This window comes from Nonomuraea sp. NPDC048901 (assembly GCF_040649695.1).
Lineage (GTDB): Bacteria > Actinomycetota > Actinomycetes > Streptosporangiales > Streptosporangiaceae > Nonomuraea.
On sequence record NZ_JBEZFW010000002.1, the window covers coordinates 846,517 to 866,670 of the forward strand.

General features: G+C 69.8%; 20 protein-coding genes. 13 read left to right on the forward strand and 7 right to left on the reverse strand.

What is annotated here, in order from left to right; translation table 11 throughout:
• Window positions 1-8: 8 nt before the first annotated feature.
• From AB0C30_RS08960 to AB0C30_RS08970, 3 genes are read left to right on the forward strand one after another with little or no spacing between them, the layout of a single operon-like run.
• Window positions 9-1,505 (forward strand): aldehyde dehydrogenase family protein, encoded by a 1,497-nt coding sequence (locus AB0C30_RS08960; RefSeq protein WP_357941172.1) that lies wholly within the window; start codon window positions 9-11, stop codon window positions 1,503-1,505.
• Window positions 1,506-1,525: 20 nt separating this feature from the next.
• Window positions 1,526-2,065: a nuclear transport factor 2 family protein gene (locus AB0C30_RS08965; RefSeq protein WP_357941174.1), complete on the forward strand. Its 540-nt coding sequence runs from the start codon at window positions 1,526-1,528 to the stop codon at window positions 2,063-2,065.
• A gap of 13 nt (window positions 2,066-2,078) precedes the next feature.
• Complete coding sequence (locus AB0C30_RS08970; protein ID WP_357941176.1) at window positions 2,079-4,052, forward strand: FAD-dependent oxidoreductase; 1,974 nt, start codon at window positions 2,079-2,081, stop codon at window positions 4,050-4,052.
• Between the two features lie 619 nt (window positions 4,053-4,671).
• On the opposite strand, the gene AB0C30_RS08975 is transcribed toward AB0C30_RS08970, so the two are convergent.
• A complete protein-coding gene (locus AB0C30_RS08975) occupies window positions 4,672-6,225 on the reverse strand; it encodes a PHB depolymerase family esterase (protein WP_357941178.1) in 1,554 nt (517 codons plus the stop codon).
• Between the two features lie 244 nt (window positions 6,226-6,469).
• Here AB0C30_RS08975 and AB0C30_RS08980 point away from each other — a divergent pair, with 244 nt between their 5' ends.
• Complete coding sequence (locus tag AB0C30_RS08980) at window positions 6,470-6,985, forward strand: MarR family transcriptional regulator (protein WP_357941180.1); 516 nt, start codon at window positions 6,470-6,472, stop codon at window positions 6,983-6,985.
• A 174-nt stretch (window positions 6,986-7,159) separates the two neighbouring features.
• Here AB0C30_RS08980 and AB0C30_RS08985 read toward each other — a convergent pair whose 3' ends face one another.
• Window positions 7,160-7,897: a hypothetical protein gene (locus tag AB0C30_RS08985; protein ID WP_357941182.1), complete on the reverse strand. Its 738-nt coding sequence runs from the start codon at window positions 7,895-7,897 to the stop codon at window positions 7,160-7,162.
• Window positions 7,898-7,980: 83 nt separating this feature from the next.
• Between AB0C30_RS08985 and AB0C30_RS08990 the strand changes: the two genes are divergently transcribed.
• Both AB0C30_RS08990 and AB0C30_RS08995 read left to right on the forward strand, forming a co-directional pair.
• Entirely contained in the window at window positions 7,981-8,742 is a 762-nt protein-coding gene (locus tag AB0C30_RS08990) for a class I SAM-dependent methyltransferase (RefSeq protein ID WP_357941184.1), read from the forward strand.
• A gap of 128 nt (window positions 8,743-8,870) precedes the next feature.
• Entirely contained in the window at window positions 8,871-9,779 is a 909-nt protein-coding gene (locus tag AB0C30_RS08995) for a MerR family transcriptional regulator (RefSeq protein ID WP_357941186.1), read from the forward strand.
• A gap of 4 nt (window positions 9,780-9,783) precedes the next feature.
• Here AB0C30_RS08995 and cydB read toward each other — a convergent pair whose 3' ends face one another.
• From cydB to AB0C30_RS09010, 3 genes are all read right to left on the reverse strand, one after another.
• Complete coding sequence (gene cydB, locus AB0C30_RS09000) at window positions 9,784-10,671, reverse strand: cytochrome d ubiquinol oxidase subunit II (protein ID WP_357941188.1); 888 nt, start codon at window positions 10,669-10,671, stop codon at window positions 9,784-9,786.
• A gap of 1 nt (window position 10,672) precedes the next feature.
• Window positions 10,673-12,016 carry a cytochrome ubiquinol oxidase subunit I gene (locus AB0C30_RS09005; protein WP_357941190.1) on the reverse strand — a complete coding sequence of 448 codons (1,344 nt, stop codon included), beginning with the start codon at window positions 12,014-12,016 and terminating at the stop codon, window positions 10,673-10,675.
• Between the two features lie 144 nt (window positions 12,017-12,160).
• Window positions 12,161-13,099: a polysaccharide deacetylase family protein gene (locus AB0C30_RS09010; RefSeq protein WP_357941192.1), complete on the reverse strand. Its 939-nt coding sequence runs from the start codon at window positions 13,097-13,099 to the stop codon at window positions 12,161-12,163.
• A gap of 174 nt (window positions 13,100-13,273) precedes the next feature.
• Here AB0C30_RS09010 and tnpA point away from each other — a divergent pair, with 174 nt between their 5' ends.
• The 5 genes from tnpA to AB0C30_RS09035 all read left to right on the forward strand — a co-directional run bounded on the left by tnpA (window position 13,274) and on the right by AB0C30_RS09035 (window position 17,594).
• The gene (gene tnpA / locus AB0C30_RS09015; RefSeq protein WP_357941194.1) at window positions 13,274-13,672 is read left to right on the forward strand and encodes an IS200/IS605 family transposase; all 399 of its coding nucleotides are present in this window, start codon (window positions 13,274-13,276) and stop codon (window positions 13,670-13,672) included.
• 6 nt (window positions 13,673-13,678) lie between these two features.
• Window positions 13,679-14,968, forward strand: a complete 1,290-nt coding sequence (locus AB0C30_RS09020) for a transposase (RefSeq protein WP_357941196.1) — start codon at window positions 13,679-13,681, stop codon at window positions 14,966-14,968.
• Window positions 14,969-15,046: 78 nt separating this feature from the next.
• On the forward strand, window positions 15,047-15,739 hold the full coding sequence (locus AB0C30_RS09025) for a carbon monoxide dehydrogenase subunit G (RefSeq protein ID WP_357941199.1): 693 nt from the start codon (window positions 15,047-15,049) through the stop codon (window positions 15,737-15,739).
• A 136-nt stretch (window positions 15,740-15,875) separates the two neighbouring features.
• Window positions 15,876-16,772, forward strand: coding sequence for a hypothetical protein (locus tag AB0C30_RS09030; protein ID WP_357941201.1), 897 nt, complete (start codon window positions 15,876-15,878; stop codon window positions 16,770-16,772).
• Between the two features lie 150 nt (window positions 16,773-16,922).
• Window positions 16,923-17,594 (forward strand): DsbA family oxidoreductase, encoded by a 672-nt coding sequence (locus tag AB0C30_RS09035; RefSeq protein WP_357941203.1) that lies wholly within the window; start codon window positions 16,923-16,925, stop codon window positions 17,592-17,594.
• Between the two features lie 32 nt (window positions 17,595-17,626).
• Here AB0C30_RS09035 and AB0C30_RS09040 read toward each other — a convergent pair whose 3' ends face one another.
• Complete coding sequence (locus AB0C30_RS09040) at window positions 17,627-18,496, reverse strand: LLM class flavin-dependent oxidoreductase (protein WP_357941205.1); 870 nt, start codon at window positions 18,494-18,496, stop codon at window positions 17,627-17,629.
• A gap of 59 nt (window positions 18,497-18,555) precedes the next feature.
• On the opposite strand from AB0C30_RS09040, the gene AB0C30_RS09045 reads away from it, so the two are divergent.
• The gene (locus AB0C30_RS09045; RefSeq protein ID WP_357941207.1) at window positions 18,556-18,960 is read left to right on the forward strand and encodes a MarR family transcriptional regulator; all 405 of its coding nucleotides are present in this window, start codon (window positions 18,556-18,558) and stop codon (window positions 18,958-18,960) included.
• Window positions 18,961-19,067: 107 nt separating this feature from the next.
• Here AB0C30_RS09045 and AB0C30_RS09050 read toward each other — a convergent pair whose 3' ends face one another.
• Window positions 19,068-19,703, reverse strand: coding sequence for a thymidine kinase (locus AB0C30_RS09050; protein ID WP_357941209.1), 636 nt, complete (start codon window positions 19,701-19,703; stop codon window positions 19,068-19,070).
• 76 nt (window positions 19,704-19,779) lie between these two features.
• Between AB0C30_RS09050 and AB0C30_RS09055 the strand changes: the two genes are divergently transcribed.
• Window positions 19,780-20,151 carry a hypothetical protein gene (locus tag AB0C30_RS09055; protein WP_357941211.1) on the forward strand — a complete coding sequence of 124 codons (372 nt, stop codon included), beginning with the start codon at window positions 19,780-19,782 and terminating at the stop codon, window positions 20,149-20,151.
• Window positions 20,152-20,154 lie beyond the last annotated feature (3 nt).

The window sequence follows — 20,154 nt, forward strand, 5'->3', positions numbered from 1 at the left end:
GTTGCCGGATGAGCAGCACGTTGACCGACCCCTCTGTCTACCCGATCTCGGCGGACACCGTCCGCGAGCTGTCCCGCCAGCTGTTCGGTCACGTGATCGACGGCGAGGTGGTCCCGTCCGCCGACGGCGCGACCATGCCGGTCGTCGACCCGGCGACAGAACGGCAGGTGGCCATCGCGGCTGCAGGCTCCGCTGCGGACGCCGAACGGGCTGCGCGGTCGGCGCGGGCCGCGTTCGACGACGGCCGGTGGCGTTTCCTCGCGCCGTTGGAGCGGGAGCGGCGGCTGCGCCGCCTGTCCGCCCTGCTCGCGGAGCGGGCCGACGTCTTCACCGAGCTCGACGTGATCGACTCGGGACTGCTGCGGTGGTACGAGAGCTTCATCGTGCAGTTCGCCGTCGACGGCATCGACTACTACGCGGGCTGGCCGACGAAGCTGGAGGGAACGATCCCGTCGGTGCCGTCCGACCTGGTCGTCTACCAGCACCGCGAGCCGATCGGCGTGATCGGCCTCATCACACCGTGGAACGGGCCGACCTCGGTGCTGGCCTTCGTGGCCGCGGTGCTCGCCGCCGGCAACAGCGTCGTGCTGAAGCCCGCCGAGCAGACCCCGATGTCCGCGGTGCTCATGGCCGAGCTGGCGCTGGAGGCGGGCATCCCGCCCGGCGTGTTCAACGTGCTGCAGGGGTCCGGCGAGTCGGCGGGCGCCGCGCTCGTCACGTCACCGTACGTCGACGCCGTCTCCTTCACCGGCTCGGTCGCCACCGGATCGGCGATCCAGGCGGCGGCCGCTGCCCGGGTCAAGCGGGTGGGCCTCGAACTGGGCGGCAAGAGCGCGCTGATCGTCTTCCCGGACGCGGACCTGGAGGCCGCGGCCGCGGCGGCGATGATGGGCGTGTGGGGCGCGTCCGGCCAGGTGTGCACCGCCGGCAGCCGGGTGCTCGTCCACCGCGACGTGCGCGAGGAACTGGTGAGCAGGATCGTCGAGGGCTCGCGCGATCTGCGGATCGGCTCGGGCTTCGCCCCCGGCAGCCAGCTCGGCCCGCTGGTGTCCGCGCAGCAGCTGGAGCGCGTGCGCCGTTACGTCGGCTACGGCCTGGAGGACGGCGCCGAGCTCGTGCTCGGCGGCGATCGGCACGGTGACGTCGGCTACTTCCACCAGCCGACCGTCTTCACCTCGGTGCGCAACGACATGCGCATCGCCCAGGAGGAGATCTTCGGGCCGGTGATGTCGGTGCTGGACTTCGGCTCGGAGGAGGAGGCGTACGCGATCGCCAACGACACCGACTACGGCCTGGCGGCCGGCGTCTGGACGAACGACCTCGGCCGGGCCCACCGTGCCGGCCGGGCGCTGCGCGCGGGAACCGTGTGGGTGAACACCTACCAGATGGTCTATCCGACGGTGGCCTACGGCGGCGTGAAGCTGTCCGGGCACGGCCGCAACCTGGGCGCGGCGTCGCTGGACGACCTGACCCAGGTCAAGAGCGTGTGGATGAAGGTCGGCTGACGAACGTGGAGGGAGCGACCATGAGGACCCAGTCAGAGGTGGCGGCGATGCTGGACCGGGCCAAGGTGACCGACGTGCTGTACCGGTACGCCTCGTGCATCGACAGAAGGGACCTCGGCGGGCTGCGTACCACGCTCGCCGACGACCTGCGGGCGCAGTACGGCAACGCGGAACCCATCACCGGCGGCGACGCCGTCGCGCGGTGGATCGACGAGGCCACCCGAGACTGCCTGTGGCAGCACCACCTGCTCAGCGTCTACCACGTGGACGTCACCGGGGACGAGGCGAGCGCGCTCGTCTACCACACCTCACACCAGTGCTTCGCCGCCGCCCCGGACACGGCTCACGTCCTGGTCGGCCGGTACCACAATCGGCTGCGCCGGGAGCCGGACGGCTGGCGGATCAGCAGTCTGGTACTGGAGATCCTGTGGGGCGAGCGGCGCACGGACACGACCGGCTACCTGGCCGCGGTCGGCGGCCGGGGGCCCGAGCTGGGACACCGGGCCCAGGCGGACGCTCCCGCGGCGGCGGGAGCCGGCCACGGGGATGGGCGGCTCTGACATGGCCGGCGGCATGAGGGACCCGCTCGATCTCGCCGGGCTACGGTTGCGCAACCGGCTGGTGGCGGTCGCGCACGGTCTGGCGGACGTGCGCGACGGCGCGCCGACCGAGACCGACGCGGCCTACTGGCGGCGGCTCGCCTCGGGAGGCGCGGCCATGGTCATCACCGGCGGCACGGTCGTGGCCAGGGAGTCGACGCTGCGGCAACGCTACCTCACCGAGGCGTACCGGCCGCCGATCCGCGAGGCGCTGCGGCGCCGCGCCCAGGCCATCACGGGCGAGGGCGCAGTGGCGATCTCCCAACTCCTCCACCTGGGCCGGGAGACCCTCGGCGCCGGCAACCACTTCCACCCCGTGTCCGCGAGCGGCGTACGCTCCCCGCGGGAGCCGACCGCCCCGCGCCCGCTGACCGCGGCCGAGGTGCGGGGCGTGGTGGAGGGGTTCCGCGTCTCGGCGGGCAACTGCGTGGAGGCCGGTTACCACGGCGTCGAGCTGCACGCGGCGCACGGGTACCTGCTCGCCCAGTTCCTGTCGCCGGTCACCAACGACCGCGACGACGCCTACGGAGGGGACGCCGACCGGCGGGCGGCGCTGCTGTGCGAGGTCATCGACGCGGTCCGCGCCGAGATCGGCGGGCGGCCGATCGGGGTGCGCCTGTCGATCGCGAACGGTGCCGAGCCCGAGCTGGAGCTCGACGACCTGCTCGACATCGCCCGGCGTGTGTCCGCCGCGTCCCCGTTCGACTACCTCAACGTCACCACGGGCGTGCGCAACACCTACGTGCCCGGTATGGCCACCACCGGGCCGCCCCTGCTGGAATCGGTCGCCGCGCTGCGCCGGGCGGCCTCCGTCCCGCTGCTGGTGAGCCAGTCGTTCCGAACAGCCGCCGACATCGGGCGGGCGCTGCGGCTGGGCGCGGACCTGGTCGGCATGGCGCGGCCGTTCATAGCCGACCCCGACGTGGCGAACAAGTTGCTGTCCGGCGACGAGCGTGGCATCCGGCCGTGCACCTCCTGCAACGAGGACTGCCGCACGTTCGAGCCGACGGGCCTGTGCGCGGTCAATCCGGAGCTCGCGCCCCCCGGCGAGACCAGCCGGCCCGCGGCGCCGCTCATCCTTCTCCACGGTGACGGCCGTCAAGGAGCACGGGCCGGCGGGTCGGGGCCGGTGGCGGTGGTCGGGGCGGGGCCCGCGGGCATGGAGTGCGCGCTGACGCTGGCCCGGCACGACGTGGCCGTAACGGTGTTCGAGGCGGAGCCGTCAGTCGGCGGGCAGGCGGCGCTGGCGAGCCTCGCGCCGCAGCGCGGCGGCTGGCAGCGGTTCGTCGACTACCAGTACGCACAGCTCACCGACCTTGGCGTGTGCGTACGCCCGGGCGCGGCGCCGTCGGCCGCCGATCTGCGTGAGTTCGACGCCGTGGTGGTGGCCACGGGGGCCGTCGAGGAGGCCCCGGAGCTGCCCGGCGACCTGCCGGTCACGTCCAGCACGGAGTTCCTCGGCGACCCCGGGCTCGCAGCGCCGGGCGGCCGCATCGCCGTGCTCGACGACGGCTTCGGATGGTGGCCCGGGATCGGCGCGGTGCAGGCCGCGATCGAGCGGGAGGCGGCCGAGGTCGTCCTGCTCACTCCCGCAGCGGGCTTCGCCACGGGTGTGTCGGTGGAGAACAGGGTGCAACTGCTGCACAGGCTGAAGGGCGCGCCGCTGCGGGTCATGCCGTTCACGACGGTGACGGCCACCCTGACCGCCGCCATCGAGGTACGCGGCGTGCTCAGCGGCAGGGCGCGCCGGATCGAGGCCGACCTGCTGGTCGTCGTCGGCCAACGGATCCCGCGCGCGCCGTGGCCCCTCCCGGCGGACGGACGGACCGGGCGGACCGTGGTGGCGATCGGCGACTGCGTGGTGCCCCGCCGGATGTCGCACGCGGTGGCGGAGGGACGTGCCACCGCCATGACGCTGCTCGCTCGCCCGGTCGCGCGCGCCCGGTGATCTCCCAGCTCAGGAGGGGGACGCCGGACGCGGCGCGCGGGCAAGGCCCGCGCCGGCGCCCACGGCGAGTTGCGGCTCCGCGCGCACCAGGCGCCCCGCCGCCGGGACTTGGTGACGTTCGGACCGGGGACATCACCTCATACAGGTTGCGAGATACAGGTTGCGAGCGGCATCGACGAAGAACACTCATCGCGCCGCCGACCGGCCTCACCCCGGAGCTTCCCCGTACTCCGGACACTTGACCTGAGGTCACCCCTGATCGAATGCGAGCCCCAATAGCCAGGCGCGTGCTGGGAGAGGCCGTAGCGCCTGACGGTCAGCCGGGGCCGGGCTTCCTCCTGCTGCTCGCGGGAGATCCGCCGCTGGGTGAGCCGGTGTTCTTCCTAAGCCTCATCGCTGAGTTCCTGGTCATAGGCGGCTGGTCCTCGGCGCGCAGCCCCGGGGTGTGTTGGGCGATGGCGAGGTCTTCCTCGCGGAGGCGCTCGCAGACGCGAGCAGCTTGCGGGACATGCCGAGGTGAAGCTCGTCGACGAGCTCGGTATGGCGGGGTGGATCGAGCGCTACCTCGCCGGTCCCACCTGTCAATGACGGGGCCGTGATCAGGGAAGCGCGCTGACGGTCAGGCGCAGGTGTAGCCGGACGGCAGGGCGGTGTTGCCGTCGGGCCTGCTCGCTTGGAAGCCGAAGCCGGTGGTGCTGGCTCCCGGCGCGAGCGTGCCGTTGTGGCTGACACTTCTGGCCGTGACGGTCTGGCCGCTGGTGGTGATTATGGCGTTCCACGAGCCGGTCAGGGTGTGCCCGGCCGGCAGGGTGAAGGTGACGGTCCAGCTGGTGATCGTCGAGGTGCTGGTGTTGGTGATGGTCAGCGGCTGGATCACATACCCGGTCCCCCACTGGGACTGCACGGTCGGGGTGGCCGAGCAGGCACCGGTCGTGCCTCCCTGAGTGGTGATCTGCACAGTGTTGGAGACCGGTGAGACGTTACCAGCGGCATCGCGCGCTCGGACCTGGTAGCGGTAGGTGGTGTTCGCAGTCAGGCCCGTGTCGGTGAACGAGGTCGTGGCCGAGGTGCCGACCTGGGGGAATGTGCCGCCCATCGCGCCGGTAGCGCGCAGGATGTCATAGCCGGTCACACCGGTGTCGTCAGTGGAGGCCGTCCAGGTCAGGCTGGTGCCGGTTGTGCTGGTGCCCGAGGCGGTGAGCCCGGCCGGGGCGGTCGGCGGCGTGGTGTCGGTCGGACTGGTAGTCAAGCCGAAGAACTCGATGGCGTAGAGGGCCATACCGCTCTGCGGAAGAGTGTGCCCGGCGCCCTGGATGCTGTACGCCTCCACCTGCACGGTGCCGGACAGATTGGCGTATCGGCTGCGGTTCCAGTTTGCCTGCGGGGTGTCGGTGCCGGTCGGGGTCTGGCTCAGCCCAAACACATTGGTCCACTGCTCGATCGACTCTCCCAGCAGCGAGTAGGGCACGAGGGTGTCGCTGGTGCCGTGCCACAGCTGCATGCGCGGGCGGGGGCCGGAATATCCCGGGTACGTCTGGCGGACCGCATCGCCCCACTGCTGGGGTGTTCGGTCCATGCTCCCGCCGGTGCACCTGCTGCTTCCGGGCGGGTAGTCGGAGGCGCCGGCGAAGCAGTTGAACGGCACGCCCATGAAGGAGGCCCCTGCCTTGAACAGGTCCGGGTAGACGGCGAGCATGTGCTGGGTCATCATGCCGCCGGACGAGCTTCCAGTGGCGTAGACACGGTTCGGGTCTCCCTGATAGGTCCGCTCGACATAGTCGATCATTGAGACGATCGAGACCGGATCGCTGCCGCCGCCGCGCCGCTTGGCCGCGTCCGACCAGGTGTCGAAGCAGTTGCCGAACCCTGCCGACTGGGTGGCGGTCGGGTAGATGACGATGAAGCCATATCGATCCGCCAGCGAGGCGAACTCACTGCCCTGGTAGAAGCCGGGACCGGAGCCGCCGCAGCCATGCATCGCCACCACGATCGCCGGCGAGGCCGGGTGCGAGCCCGGCACATAGACGTGCATCCGCATGTTGCCCGGGTTGTTGCCGAAGCTGGTCACCTCCACCAGGGTGGCGGCGACGGCCGGCGATCCGAGTACCACGGTCATGACGGCAAAGAGCGCCGCGGTGCAGGCACGAGCCAGCACCGTGGTCAATCGTGTCATTCGCGCTCCTCCTCTCCACAGCCGCGGCGCGCCGCGGACCGGTCCGCCGCGTATTGACATCGGTCGCTGGAAAATAGAAGAGCCACAATCCACCGTCAATGCACGCTTGGTGTGCATGTCCGCCGGTTCACCGGGCAGAGAGCTGTTTCCCCTGGTTATCAAGTAACTTGTTATCAAGGTTCTTGATAGCGGTGTGGGAAACTTACATGGGGCCCGTTCTGACGGGGCGCGATATCGTCTCCTGGTGACCGATCCGGGTGTCCCCGCGGCCGCTGCGCCCGACGCACCGCCGCCCCGTGTGAGCTACCTGGTGTTCCGGCTGGAACGCCGCATCCGCGCCTGCCTGGATGAAGCGCTCGCCCGGCACGGCATGACGACCACCGGATACATGGCGCTCAGCGAGCTGCGCCTGCGCGACGCCCCATCCTCGGCCGACCTGGCCCGCATCGCCTTCGTCACCCCGCAGGCGATGAACCTGGTCATCCGCGATCTCGAGCAACGCGGCCTGATCCGCCGCGACCCGCATCCCCGTGGCGGCCGCGCTCTGCGCACCCGCCTTACCCCGAAGGGCCTGAGCACCCTCCGGAGATGTGACCGCTCCCTCGACAGCATCGAAGCCGTCATGCTCGCCGAGATCGACGACCCGGACCGCACGACACTCGCGGAAACGCTCACGCTGTGCGCCCGAGCCCTCCACCCGGACACGCGGGCCGTGACCCCAGCCCCGCACGGGATGAACTGGGAGAACAGCTCCACGTAGGTGTCGGAGATGTAGTGGTAGGCGATTCCGCCGAATCCAGTTGTCAGTCCTCGATATCCCTGGCGGGATGCCCGTTCCGGACTGAAAATCGGGGTGGTTGCCCGCCGACGTCGTAGGTGCTTGACCCGTTGAGGTCGTTTGTTGGTCGGACGCCGGAGCCGCGTCATGGGCCCTTCACTGTGCTTCGAGCACGCGGATGAGATTCGCTCCGTCCTGGCGGCTCTTGCGGGCAGCCTGTGCAGGGTCCTCGCGCGTAATGACGGCAGGAGAAACGACATGCTGGAGGAAATCAAAGACCGCGAGGAGATCATCGGACGGATCGCGGCGCTGGACATCGGCAAGCCTCCGAGCTCGACACCAAGAGGCCGTGTCGTAGCCGTAGACCACCAGCGCGTGTCCCCCGCCTGCCGCCCAGCTGATCCCGGCGTAGAAGGGACGCTCGACGTCGATCTGGCCCTTGAGGGCGGTCCAGCTGATCGAGGTCTCGATGACCTCGCCGGGCCAGTAGAAGCCGCGTCTTTCCAGTGCGTGCTGTACGCGATACGGGTTACCGGCGTCATTGGGCAGACTCCGGTAACCGGATAGTCCTTGGCCAGGTTGCAGAACGCGTAAGGCGACACGTAGTCGCCGTGGTTGGCGGCGATGGTCGCGCCCGCAGCGGCCCAGCACCAGCTCGTCTTCTCCCGGTGCTGCGTCGTGATGTAGAGCACGTGCTGGGTCGACGCGGTTCTCGACGTCGCCGAGGCCGGAGTGACTGAACTGGCCAGGCACAATCCGGCTGCCACGAGCGCCGGAATGGCGCGTGGCAAGTTTCTTGGCATGCGATTCTCCTTTCGGTTCCTGTTGAACGGGGAATTCGGTCGCGTCGGACCCTGCGGAGAAGCTCCTGTCTTCGTCCCGGATGGAGCCCAACCTCCCCGAAATCAGAAGGAAAGCCGCTGAATTTCCGGCTAGAAATCCCGTGTGAGGAGAAATGCCGGGGTAGGTTCGGGAGCGTGCTGAGACGAATCAACTACGACGACCGCCAGCACCTGGTGTACGCCCGTGGCCGAGCGTTGCCTCCCGACGTCGTCGCCGCCTGGATGGCGGAATTCGCCCGGCACGCGCCGTCCCGGCGGCCGCTGACGGTCCTGGACCTGGGCAGCGGTACCGGCCGGTTCTCCCCGGCCCTCGCCGACACCTTCGGCGGCACGGTGTACGGCGTTGAGCCCTCCGTCCGGATGCGTCAGGTAGCGGCGAACATCTCCGCCCACCCGTCGGTCAGCTATCTCGAGGGCGCCGCCGACGAGATCCCGCTGCCCGGCAACGCCTGTGACCTGACCCTGCTCTACCTGGTGATCCACCACATCCAGGACCTACCGGCGGCGGCCGCGGAGATCGCTCGCGTGCTGGCCCCAGATGGCCGGGTGCTCATCCGCAACGCCTTCGCCGATCGGTCGCCCAACCCGCTGTGGCACCGCTGGTTTCCACGCGCCCGGACCATCGAGGAAGAGGTCTTTCCCACCGTCGCCGAAGTGGCGGCGGCCTTCGCCACGGTCAACCTGCGCCCGGTCGCCCTCACCTCGGTTCGGCACCGTCTCGCGGCCGGCCGTGCCGACTACGCCGCGCGACTGCGGCTGCGCGCCAGCTCGATCTTCGACCACATGACGGAGCGGGAAATCACCGAGGGCTTCGCCGCGCTGGACGCCGATCTCGCCACGCGTCCCGACACCGGCCCCGTCGAGGAAGACTGCGACCTGCTCGTCCTGGCCGGCTGAGATCGCACCGGAAGGCGCCCTCTTCCGGTGCGGCTGCCTACCGTCGGATCAAGCCGCCGCCGGGCTGAGGCGAGAACGTGTGTCGCATCGCTTGAGGTTCCAGTGGGTGGAAGGTGCAGAGTCGAGCCATGAGCGATGCGACCGATCTGTACACGATTGGGCAGCTGGCCCAGCGCACCGGGCTGCAGGCGCGCACGATCCGCTTCTGGTCCGACAGTGGCGTTGTCCCACCGGCCCACAGGTCGAGCGGGGGATACCGGCTTTATGACGCGGAGGCGGTCGCACGGCTGGACCTGGTCCGGACCCTTCGCGATCTCGGGCTCAGTCTTGATGCCATCCAGCAGATCGTGGAAAAGCGGGTCGCACTGCGGGAACTTGCGCAGACCCACGTCAAAGCCCTCGACGCGGAGATCCGCACCTTGAAGGTACGGCGTGCCGTCCTGCACGTTCTCGCCCAACGTGACAGCACCACAGAGGAGATCACCTTGATGCATGCGCTAGCCCGATTGTCGGCGCGGGAACGCCAGCAGATCATCGACGAGTTCGTTGACGGGGCATTCGCCGACATCCTCGACGAGGACGCCGCTCTCGTCGCGGACTGGATGCGTGACATCCCCGCCGACCTTCCCGAGGATCCGACAGCCGAGCAGGTGAACGCCTGGATAGAGCTGGCCGAGCTGGTCGCCGACGAGAGCTTCCAGCGGACGGTACGGCAGCTGGTCCTGAGCGGCCGGCAGGACAATCGCCTCGAGTTCGGCCTCAACCTCCGGCCCCTGGTCCTTGAGCACGCGGCCGCCGCCCTGGAGAAGGGGATCCCGCCGGAGTCGCCAGGCGCGAGGGCGACGCTTGACCGGATCATCCCCGTGGACCTCCCCGCCGACGAAACCGCCTCCCTGACGGACTGGCTGGGACTGGTCGCCGAGCCCAGGGTGGAGCGGTATTGGCAGCTTCTCCAGCTCCTCCAGGGCCTGCCGCCGGATCCGCCGGCGGTCCCGGCCTTCCAATGGCTGCTCACCGCGCTGTGCACTCACCGCTGATCCTTCAGTGCGTCAGCGCCACCCGCTTGCGGAACACCCAGTAGGTCCAGCCCTGGTACACCAGTACGAACGGCAGCGTGATCAGCCCGATCCAGCTGAGCATCGTCAGCGTGTAGGGCCCCGAGGCCGCGTCCGTCAGCGTGATGCCTGGTAGCGGGGCCCATCGGAGCTCGGCGAAGACCGCCACCGAGGCCAGGGCGATGGCGCCGGCGGTGGCGGTGAAGGCCCAGCCTTCCCTGCGGCGGTACGTCAGCGCCGCCCCGGCGGCCAGCGCCGCCATGGAGATCAGGGCGGGGATCGAGCCCAGGCTGGACAGGGCCGCCGCGGCCAGCGGCAGGACCACGGCGCTCGCGGCCAGGGCGACCGCGCGGGCGCGCCGTCGTACGGGGCCGTCGGTCTTGAGGGACAGGAAGACGGCGCCATGGAGTACGCAGGTCGCCAGGGTGAACAGGCCGCCCACGAGCGCCGCGAGAGCGCTGTCGAAGAGCACGTCGGCGAAGATCGCGCCCCACAGGAACGCCGGGAGAGCGCTGCCCGCCACGATGCCCAGGTCGCACCAGAGCGTATTGGTCACCTTGCCGCGCCACTCCAGGCCGACGCCGCGCACGATCAGGCCCACCAGGATGAGCACGACCGGGAGATAGAAGGCGCTGAACATCCCGGCGTACCAGGCGGGGAAGGCGGCGAACATGGCGCCGACCGCGGTGATCAGCCACACCTCGTTGCCGTCCCAGACCGGGCCGATCGTCTCCAGGCTCTGCCGGTGCTGCTCCGGACCCCTGCTCACGAACGGCGCCAGCAGGCCCACGCCGAAGTCGAAGCCCTCCAGCACGAAGTAGCCGGTCCAGAGGAAGGCGATGATGACGAACCACAGGTTGACCACTGTCTCCACCTCAGTACATCAGCGACGGCTGGAGTCGCTCGGTCGCGGGGACGGGCTCCGTCTGCTCGGGGCCCTTGCGTACGTGCCTGGTCAGGAGTACGGCCTCGGCCACCGCGAGCCCGCCGTACAGGAGCGTGAAGATCGTGAGTGAGGTGGCCACCTCGGCGAGGCTCACGCCGGGGGACACGCTCGCGGCCGTGAGCAGTTCGCCCGTCACCGTCCACGGCTGGCGGCCTATCTCGCTCAGCAGCCAGCCGGAGATCATCGCGAGGAACGGCAGCGGCAGGGCCAGCACCATGATCCGGGCCAGCCAGGGGGGCAACTCGCGCCTGCGGCGGGTGAGCCACAGGCCGAGCACCGACAGCGCCACCGTGGTCAGGCCGAAGACGATCATCACCCGGAACGACCAGAACACCACGGTCTGGTCGGGCCGGTAGTCGCCGGGGCCGAACTGCTGCTCGAGCCGGGCCTGCAGGTCCTCGGTGCCCTGGACGGTGGCGGTGGGGTCGTGGCTGGCGAGGAGGCTGAGGAGGCTGGGGATCTCGACGCCGGGGACGATGGAGAACGGGGCTCCGGCGGTGTCGTGCTGGAGGCCCTCGGCGGCGGCGAGCTTCATCGGCTGCTGCTCGTACAGCAGCCGGGCCGAGGTGTCGCCGGTGCCCGCGACGACGGCGCCGGCCAGTGCGGTCATGACCAGCGCGGCCCGGGCGGCGCTGCGCCACATGGGGGCCTTCGTCCTCAGCAGCCAGTAGCCGCAGACCGCCAGTACGAACCCGCCCGCCACGATGAAGGCGGCGCCGACGACGTGCGGCACCTGGGCGATCGCCGTGGGGTTGGTGAGCACCGCCCACAGGTCGGTCATCCTGGCCCGGCCGTCGACCACCTCGTAGCCGACCGGGTGCTTCATCCAGGCGTTGGCCGCGAGGATGAAATACGCGGACAAGTTAGAGCCGATGGCGGCGGCCCAGATGCACGCCAGGTGGACCTTCTTCGGCAGCCGCTCCCAGCCGAAGATCCACAGCCCCAGGAACGTGGACTCCATGAAGAACGCCAGCAGCGCCTCCATGGCCAGGGGCGCCCCGAACACGTCGCCGACGAAGGTCGAGTATTCGCTCCAGTTCATGCCGAACTGGAACTCCTGCACGATGCCGGTGACCACGCCCATGGCGAAGTTGATCAGGAACAGCTTGCCGAAGAACTTCGTCAGCCGGAGGTACTGCTCCTTCCCCGTCCGGTGCCAGGCGGTCTGGAGGCCGGCCACGAAGACGCCCAGGCCGATCGTCAACGGCACGAACAGAAAGTGGTAAACGGTGGTCACCCCGAACTGCCACCGCGCGAGATCGAGCGCGTCCATCTTCCCCCCACCGGGTGCTTAGCTCTACAAGCTGTAGTGCATCTACTTAAAGTAGTACTACAGCTCGTAGAGCACGGCTATGCGATCTTTGTCACAAGCCCGCGGATCGGTGGTCCCACGATGGCGTACGGGGGCCGGCGGGGCTCAGCGGGCGGTGGCGGCGTCCAGGTACGCCTGAAGGTTGCCCAGCTCGAAGCCCCGGCGCTTGATCTTGTCGACCAGGATGCGGAAGTCTCTGGCCAGGTTCGGGCGGAAGTGCAGCAGCAGGATGTCGCCGGGGCGCAGGCGCTTGTCGGGCACCTGGTAGGCGATCTTGCCGCCCGGTTGCACCGTGGCCGTCCAGAGCAGTACCGACTTCAGGCCGCAGTTCTTGGCGGCCCTGAGCGTGTCGGTGTTGTAGTTGCCGAACGGCGGCCTGAACAGCGTCGGCCTGGTCCCCAACTGCCTCCTGATGATGGTGGAGGAGCCGCAGATCTCCCGTCGCTGGGCGTCGTAGCCGAGGAGGCGGAGGTTCGGGTGGGTGAGGGTGTGGTTCTCGACGGGTGCGTGGGCGTCACGTAGCGAGCGGAAATATCCCCATTTCCCGGCTCCTACGAAGCGGCCGGGCCCGCCGGCCGGGTCGGGCGTGCCCTTGGCCTCCACCGCGTCCCGCATGGCGAACGCCGTGATCGGGATGCGCTGGTCGCGTACCTGCTGGACGAAGCCGGGATCCTGTTCCCAGCCGTCGTCGATGGTCAGGAAGACGACCTTGCGCTTGGTGGGGATGGAGCTGATCACCGGAGGTAAGGAGCCCGTGGCCTGGATCTCCCTTACTTCGCCGCGTCGGGGCACCGCACCGGGCGGTCCGTCGAGCGGCCGCGTGGTCGCGTCGGACCTTTGGGCGGCAGGGGTGGCCGTGCTGCCCGGGGTGGCGCCGGTGGTGTCGCCTCCTGGGCCGTCCGCCGTACCGCTTGACCCGCCGTTGGCCGCGCAGCCGGCCAGCAGGACCGCGACCGCCGCCACGGCGGCAACGCGGACGGGCCGCGCCACAGGGGTCATATCGCCCACTCGGGCCGCTCGTGCCATATCGGCAACGATCGTCATGTTTTGTCCCCCGGCTCGCCCCTCGCACACCGGTCCCATCCTGCCAGTCTTGATCGCCAGGCGGGCGCATCCGATCGGTGATCTAGGGCGCGGACCCCTGGCTTTAGCCTTGGCGGTGAGCCCTTCTGTCGAATCTTTGAGCGGTAGATAGGTCGCTGCTGTATATTGATCCATGTGGCAGTGACCTTGCGCGCGAACAGCGATATCGCCTTCCAGTGCGCCTTCCACGTGGTCTGGTGTCCCAAGTACCGCAGGCGGGTGCTGGGTGGAGGGATCGAGGAACGACTCAAGCAGCTCATCGGCGAGGTGGTCGAGGAGAAGGGGGCGTGGCTGGTGGACGTGGAGGTCGTGCCTGACCACGTGCGGCTGCTGGTCGAGGTGGATCCCCAGCTCGGGATCCACAAGCTGGTCAAGGCCATCAAGGGCCGCTCTTCTCGCGTCCTGCGTCAGGAGTTCCCGAGCCTGAAGTCGAAGCTGCCGACGCTGTGGACCAACTCCTACTTCGTGGCCACCGTCGGCGCGGCGCCCCCGGAGGTCGTCGAGCGGTACGTCGAGAACCAGAAGAACCGGTGATCGCGGATGCTGACCGGACGTAAGTACCGCCTGGATCTGACTGCCGGCCAGGCGGAGTTCGCCGAGCGGATCGGCGGGGCGTGCCGCAGCGTGTGGAACACCGCGCTGGAGCAGCGCCGCACCTACCGGCGACGCGGCGCGTTGATCGGCTACCACGCCCAGGCCCGCCAGCTCGCCGAGGCCAAGCGGGAGTTCGCGTGGCTGGGCGAGGCGCCCGGCCATTGCCTTCAGCAGACGTTGATCGATCTGGACCAGGCGTGTTCCCGGCACGGCACGTGGAAGGTCGGCTGGAAGTCCAAGGTCAAGAATCCGCCGTCGTTCCGGTTTCCCGAGGGCGCCAAGATCGCCATCGAGCGGTTGAACCGGCGCCGGGCGCGGGCGAAACTGCCCAAGCTCGGCTGGGTCCGCTTCCGCATCACCCGCCCGCTGGGCGGCAGGGTCAAGAACGCCACCATCAGCCGGGACGGCAAGCACTGGTACATCAGTTTCCTCGTCGAAGACGGTGTGATCACACCCTGGCGGCACGCCAGCCCGGGCAGTGCGGTCGGTGTCGACCGGGGTGTGGTCAAGGTCGTGACCCGCTCGGACGGGCGTTTCCACCATCAGGTGTTCGCCCGCGATCGGGAGGCCGGGCACGCCAAGAAGCTCCAGCGGGACTTCGCCCGGACTACCCAGGGATCGGCCCGGCGCAGGAGAGCCGCCGCGCGGGTCGCCGAGCTGGCGCGGAAGATCCGCCGTCGCCGGGAGGACTTCGCCGCCAAGACCGCCTGCATCCTGGCCGCGAGCTTCGAACTGGTGGTGTTCGAGGCGCTGGCGACCAGGAACATGGCCGCCCGTGTCGCGCCCCGGCCGGATCCCGAACGGCCGGGCGTTTTCCTGCCTAACGGGGCCGCGGGCAAGTCCGGCTTGAACCGCAGCATTCTGGACAAGGGCTGGCATCGGATCGAACTGGCCACCCGGAGCAAGGCCCGGTACACGGGCACCAACGTGATCACTGTCAATCCGGCGTACACGAGTCAGACGTGCAACGTGTGCACGGTGGTGGATCGCAAGTCCCGCGAGAGTCAAGCGGTCTTCCGGTGCACCTCGTGCGGACACACCGAGCACGCCGACGTGAACGCCGCCAAGAACATCCTCACCGCCGGGAGGGCGGAGCACGCACCACCCAGATCGGGTGTGCGGGTTGGGGCGCGCAAACCACGCAACCGCGTGGGCCGGAAGGCGAACCGCCAAGCAACAGCAGCCCAGGCCACCGCGCAGCCGGAGCCCGAGCTGGCTGGAATCCCCCGACTTTAGTCGTGGGGAGCGCTTCAAAAGGGCAACACTCGCCAGACGGATCCCTAGAGTGGCGATGTGAAGGTGGCAGGTAGCGCCATGATCGGCGTTGAGAGGCATCGCGTGTGGGACGCGCTTCAGGATCCGGCGGTGCTGGTACGCACCATCCCCGGCTGTGAGCGCCTGGAGGAGACGGGGCCGGACACGTACCGGATGACGGTGACGGCGGGGGTCGCCTCCATCAAGGGCGTCTACCAGGGCGAGGTGTCGCTGTCCGAACCGTCGGCGCCGGAGAGCTTCGTGCTGCGGGCGCGCGGCCAGGGCGCGCCGGGGACGGTGGAGGCCACGGTGCTCGTACGGCTCAGCGAGGTCGACGGGGGGACCCGCGTCGACTACGACGCCGACGCGGTCGTCGGCGGGATGATCGGCGGGGTGGGGCAGCGCATGCTCGGCTCGGTGGCCAAGAGGACGGCGGGGGAGTTCTTCGCGGCCGTCGAGGACCATTTGCGCCTCCCGGAGGGTCCGTTGCTCGCCCCGGACGGTACGGGGGTGGACGAGTTGGCCGCCCGGCGAGCCGCGATGGCGCGTACGGCCGACGAGGTCGCGGAGGGGCGTCGGGCGCCCGCCGTGTACGAACGGCCGTCCGGCGTGTACGAGCGCCCGCCCAAGAGCCACACCGAGACGAGGCCTTGGGTGATGCTGGCGTCGTTCGGCATGGGAGCGGGCATCGCGCTGACCGGCGTCGCCGTGGGCTGGCTGTTCGGCCGGGCAGGCCGCCGTCCACGCCGCTGACGGTCGCCTGCGATCGAGGGCGGTCGTGCCCTCGGACCGCCCGCTGTCCGAGGGCGGTCGATGTCGTCAAACGGGCTGCTCATGAGCGCGGATCTGGCCTCTCGCGGAAAAGGATCTCCAGGCGTAGCGTGGCTATATGCGGCAGGCACATGCTGAAGACGCACGAACCGAGGCCCGGCGAATCATCCGCAACCTACTTGGAGAGGAGCGCCCGACCGCCGAGGCGCTGATCGGCGACGCGCGCTCCGTGCTCGGCGACGCGCGGCTCGGCCGCTGCCTGAGCCTGGCGCTCGGCGCGTCTCTCACCAGGCGGTCCGCCGAGCTGGCCGCCATCGCCGCGTTGCTGGTCGGGGCGCGGGAGCTGGGTGAGGAGTGGTGGACGCGGCCCAGGGGCGGCAAGTTGCCCGCGCCCGACGAGGTGCTGCGTACGGCCGTCGCGATCGAGCCGTGGACCGACCTGACCGCCCTGGAGATGCTCGCCGCCTGGATCTCCGACGACGCGGCCGACCAGCTGTGGGGCCAGCCCGTCGCCCAGGTGGACCTCAACTCGTGGCAGGCCGAGGACCGCTTCGACCTGCCGGACGGGGCGAAGCCGGGGCAGCGGCTCGTCGTCCACTTCGACGCCGGAGGGCGGCTCGACGCGGTGGTCACCCGGCGGCCCGACGAAGACCTGGGGTCGAACCTCGACTTCCACTCGCTGCGCTACTCGCGTCCCGCCGAGGCCCAGTGGAGCTGGGGAGTGGCGGCCGGGCTCGGACCGCACCGGCTGCCGGACGAGGATCCCGACCCGTACGCCCGTGAGGTACCCGGCACCGCCGTCGGCATCCTGCGCGCCTGGGCGCTACGGCACGGCGCCACCCGCGAGCAACTGGGCGAGCGGTGGCAGACGGTCGGCGACGTGGTGGCGGCCATCGAGCGGGTCGACTGGATGTGGCGCAGCGGGGAGTGGTTCGGCTGGTGGCGCGGCGCCTCCGCCCTGGTGGACGACTCGGCGTACCTCCCGTACCGGCTGGAGGAACTGGCGGCCGGGTGACCGGCCCGGCGGGGAGCGGGCCAGCGGGGGAGCGGCCGGACAAGGCCGCGCGCATCCGGCCAAGGCCGTGCGGGAGTACGGACAAGGCCGCGCACACATACGGCCCAGGCCGGCGGAATGGGGTCGGGGTCGTAGAGGTTGTGGTCGAGCGTGAAAGTCGAGATATTTTCGGACATCGTCTGCCCCTGGTGCTACATCGGCCACACCCGCTTCGGCCGAGCGGCAGACCGCTTCCGCGCCAAGGGCGGCACCGTGGACATCACCATGCGCCCGTTCCAGCTGAACCCGGACGCCCCCGCCGAAGGCGAACCGCTGCTTCCGTCCCTGGAGCGGAAGTTCGGCGGGAACGTCGCGCAGATGACCTCCCATGTCACCACCGTCGCCGCGGAAGAGGGACTGGACCTGCGCTTCTCGCAGGCGATCAGCGCGAACACGTTCGAGGCGCACCGGCTGGTCGAACTCGCCACCCGGCAGGGGCGCGGGCTGGAGGCGGTCGATCGGCTGTTCCACGCGCACTTCACCGACGGGCTCAACGTCGGTGACCAGGACGTGCTCACGAAGCTGGCCGCCGAGCTGGGTGTGGATCACCCGCCGGGTGAGGGCGCGCAGGAGGTAAGCGAGCAGCTCGGCCGGGCGCGGGCGCTGGGGATAACGGGTGTGCCGCTGTTCCTGTTCGAGGGGCAGTTCGCGGTGTCGGGAGCGCAGCCGGCGGAGACGTTCGACGCCGCTCTCGACGAGGTGGCGGCCCGCACCGGCCAGACCCCGGTGACCATCCTCGCGCCCCCGGCCGACGGTTGCGACGACGGCTATTGCGCCGTTTGAGGGAAGGTGGCGGCTGCTGCGCCGCCTAACGGCTACAGCGTCATGTGGGCGATGAGCTCTTCGGCCAGCCATTCGGCCACGTTCGCCGGGCCGGGCAGGCGGACGCCGAGGACGAAGTGGGTCAGGCCGGCGTCCGCGAGCTCGCGGATCGCTGACCGGGCGGCGGCGGGGTCTTCGGTGGAGACGACGAGTTGGGTCGAGCGGGTGATCTCCGCCGGATCGCGGCCGATGGCGGCGCACTTCTCGTCGAGCACCTTGTTCCGTTCCCGGATGAACTCGATCGTGTTGTGCGGCGGCCCCGGTACGTTCCAGATGTCGGCGTGCTCGGCCACCACCCCGAGCGTCCTGTCGCCCCACCCGCCGATCAGCAGCGGCGGCGGGACGGCCGGCTTCGGCGAGCAGACCACCTCGCGCAACTGGTAGTAGCGGCCGTCGAAGTCGAAGCGGTCCTCGGTCCACATCCGCTTGATGATCGCGCACGACTCGGCCAGCCGGGCCACGCCCTCACCGGGTGAGGCGATGTGCAGGCCGTACGCGTTGTACTCCCTGGGTACGAGCGTGTCGCCCGGCTGGTGCGTGCCGCCGACGCCGAGGCCGAGGACCAGCCGGCCGGGCGCGATGGCGTCCACGGTCGCCGCGATCTTGGCGAGTACGGCCGGCGGCCGGGTGAGGTTGCTCGTCACCATGAGCCCCAGTTGGAGCCGGGAGGTCCGCGCGGCCAGGGCGGCGAGCATCGTCCAGCCCTCGTGGATCGGCGCGTCCACCGGCCCGAACAGCGGCAGCATGTGGTCCCAGAGCCACGCGTGCTCGATGGCGGGGACCGCGTCGGCCTGCTGCCAGGTTCGCAGCAGCGTGTCGTACGTGACGCCGACAGGGACGGTCTTCATTCCGAAGCTCAGCATATGACAGCTCCACTGATTGTCAGCTCTACTGACGATTAGGCTAGTGCGAGAATCGGGAGGTGTCGAGACGCCGCCTTGGATACCTGCTGAAGCACGCCAACCTGCGCCTGGCCCAGCACACCGGCCCGGCCCTGGAGCCGTACGGCGTCGACGGCCGCGAGCTCGCGGTGCTCAACGTGCTCGACTCGGCCGACCCGCTGTCCCAGCAGGAGGCCGCGACGCGGCTGCGGATCGACAGGACGACGATGGTCGCGATGATCGACACGCTGGAGGGCAAGAAGCTGGTCAGCCGTCGGCCGCATCCGGCCGACCGGCGCAAGAACATGGTCGAGCTGACCCCGCGTGGGCGCGACACGCTGCGCGACGGGGGTCAGGCCGTGGACGAGGCGGAGCGGGCGTTCCTGGCGAAGCTGACGCCTGAGGACGCGGCCCGCCTCAGAGAGCTGCTCGACAAGCTGATCTAGGCTCGGGCTGGGGTCCTTAGGGTGGGATACCCCCTCCGGGGGAGCGAGGGTAGACGGTCTGTCGTGGCTGGGGCCCCTTTAAGGGCCATGGAAGAAGGTGGCCAGGCTCAGGCAGTGCCCTCGCCCAGGAGGCCCGCGCGGTGGTGGCGGCGGCAGAGGACCTGGTAGCGGACCGGGGACGCGTCCGTGTCGCCGATCACGACCTGCTCGCCCGTACGGACCAGCTCCCCGCCCACGATCCGCCCGTTGAGCTGGCCGGGGCGCCCGCACCAGCACAGCACCTCGACCTGCAACCGGCACACCTCGTCCGCCAGCTCGAACAGCCGCTGCGCCGCCGGGAACATCACGGATCTGAAGTCCGAGGCCAGCCCGAAGGCGTAGACGTCGATGCCGTGGTCGTCCACCAGGTCGGCGAGCTGCTCGATCTGGTCGACGGTGTAGAAGCAGACCTCGTCGCAGATCAGGTAGTCGATCCTGTCGTGGCCGGTCACGAGCGTCACCAGGTCGAGGGAGTCCACGACCTCGATGGCGTCCAGGCCGAGCCCTATCCTGCTGGTGACCTGGGGTCCGCCCGAGCGGTCGTGCTTGGTCAGGACCAGCCCGCGCCGGCCCTGGCGGCCGTGGTTGTAGTTCATCTGCAGCGCGAGCGTGGACTTCCCGCAGTCCATGGGACCGAAGTAGAACTTCAGTACGGCATCACGGGCGCCGGACGGGACGGCGGACAGGGCAAACGTGTCGGTCACAGGGGGCCACCTTAGCGGCTTGGCTTGTTACCTGACCTCGTGGGAGATTTCTCCCCTGGAGTTATCAGGAGGAACCGTGGTCACAGAGAAGCCCCCTTCGCTCGACGCGATGATGACGACCGACGACCTCACGGCGGCGCAGGCCGACGCCACGAGGTGGCGGTACGGCTTCCTTGTGGTCGTGGTGGGGATCGTCGCGGTGCTGGTGGCCTTCGGGGCCGCCGTGTTCGCCACGAAGGAGTTCGCGGCGTTGTTCGCGGGCGTGGCCGGGGTGGTGGGTACGATCATCGGCGCCTACTTCGGCGTGCAGGCAGGGCAGTCGGGTAAGGCCAGGGTCGAGGCCGAACTTGCCAGGTCACAGGAGCTAGTGGTGCGCTTGGCCGCCTATGTTGGCACTGAGAACGCGCCCCGGGTCATCGATGAAGTGCTCGGCCGGCGCCGAAGCTGAGGA

Bases quoted from the DNA above. Each gene is read 5' to 3' on its own strand.
- AB0C30_RS08995 (WP_357941186.1), top strand. From the start codon at position 8,871: ATGAGCGATGCGACCGATCTGTACACGATTGGGCAGCTGGCCCAGCGC.
- AB0C30_RS08960 (WP_357941172.1), top strand. From the start codon at position 9: ATGAGCAGCACGTTGACCGACCCCTCTGTCTACCCGATCTCGGCGGAC.
- AB0C30_RS09030 (WP_357941201.1), top strand. From the start codon at position 15,876: ATGCGGCAGGCACATGCTGAAGACGCACGAACCGAGGCCCGGCGAATC.
- AB0C30_RS08975 (WP_357941178.1), bottom strand. From the start codon at position 6,225: ATGACACGATTGACCACGGTGCTGGCTCGTGCCTGCACCGCGGCGCTC.
- AB0C30_RS09020 (WP_357941196.1), top strand. From the start codon at position 13,679: ATGCTGACCGGACGTAAGTACCGCCTGGATCTGACTGCCGGCCAGGCG.
- AB0C30_RS08965 (WP_357941174.1), top strand. From the start codon at position 1,526: ATGAGGACCCAGTCAGAGGTGGCGGCGATGCTGGACCGGGCCAAGGTG.
- AB0C30_RS09005 (WP_357941190.1), bottom strand. From the start codon at position 12,016: ATGGACGCGCTCGATCTCGCGCGGTGGCAGTTCGGGGTGACCACCGTT.
- AB0C30_RS08970 (WP_357941176.1), top strand. From the start codon at position 2,079: ATGAGGGACCCGCTCGATCTCGCCGGGCTACGGTTGCGCAACCGGCTG.
- AB0C30_RS09010 (WP_357941192.1), bottom strand. From the start codon at position 13,099: ATGACGATCGTTGCCGATATGGCACGAGCGGCCCGAGTGGGCGATATG.
- AB0C30_RS09040 (WP_357941205.1), bottom strand. From the start codon at position 18,496: ATGCTGAGCTTCGGAATGAAGACCGTCCCTGTCGGCGTCACGTACGAC.
- AB0C30_RS09025 (WP_357941199.1), top strand. From the start codon at position 15,047: ATGATCGGCGTTGAGAGGCATCGCGTGTGGGACGCGCTTCAGGATCCG.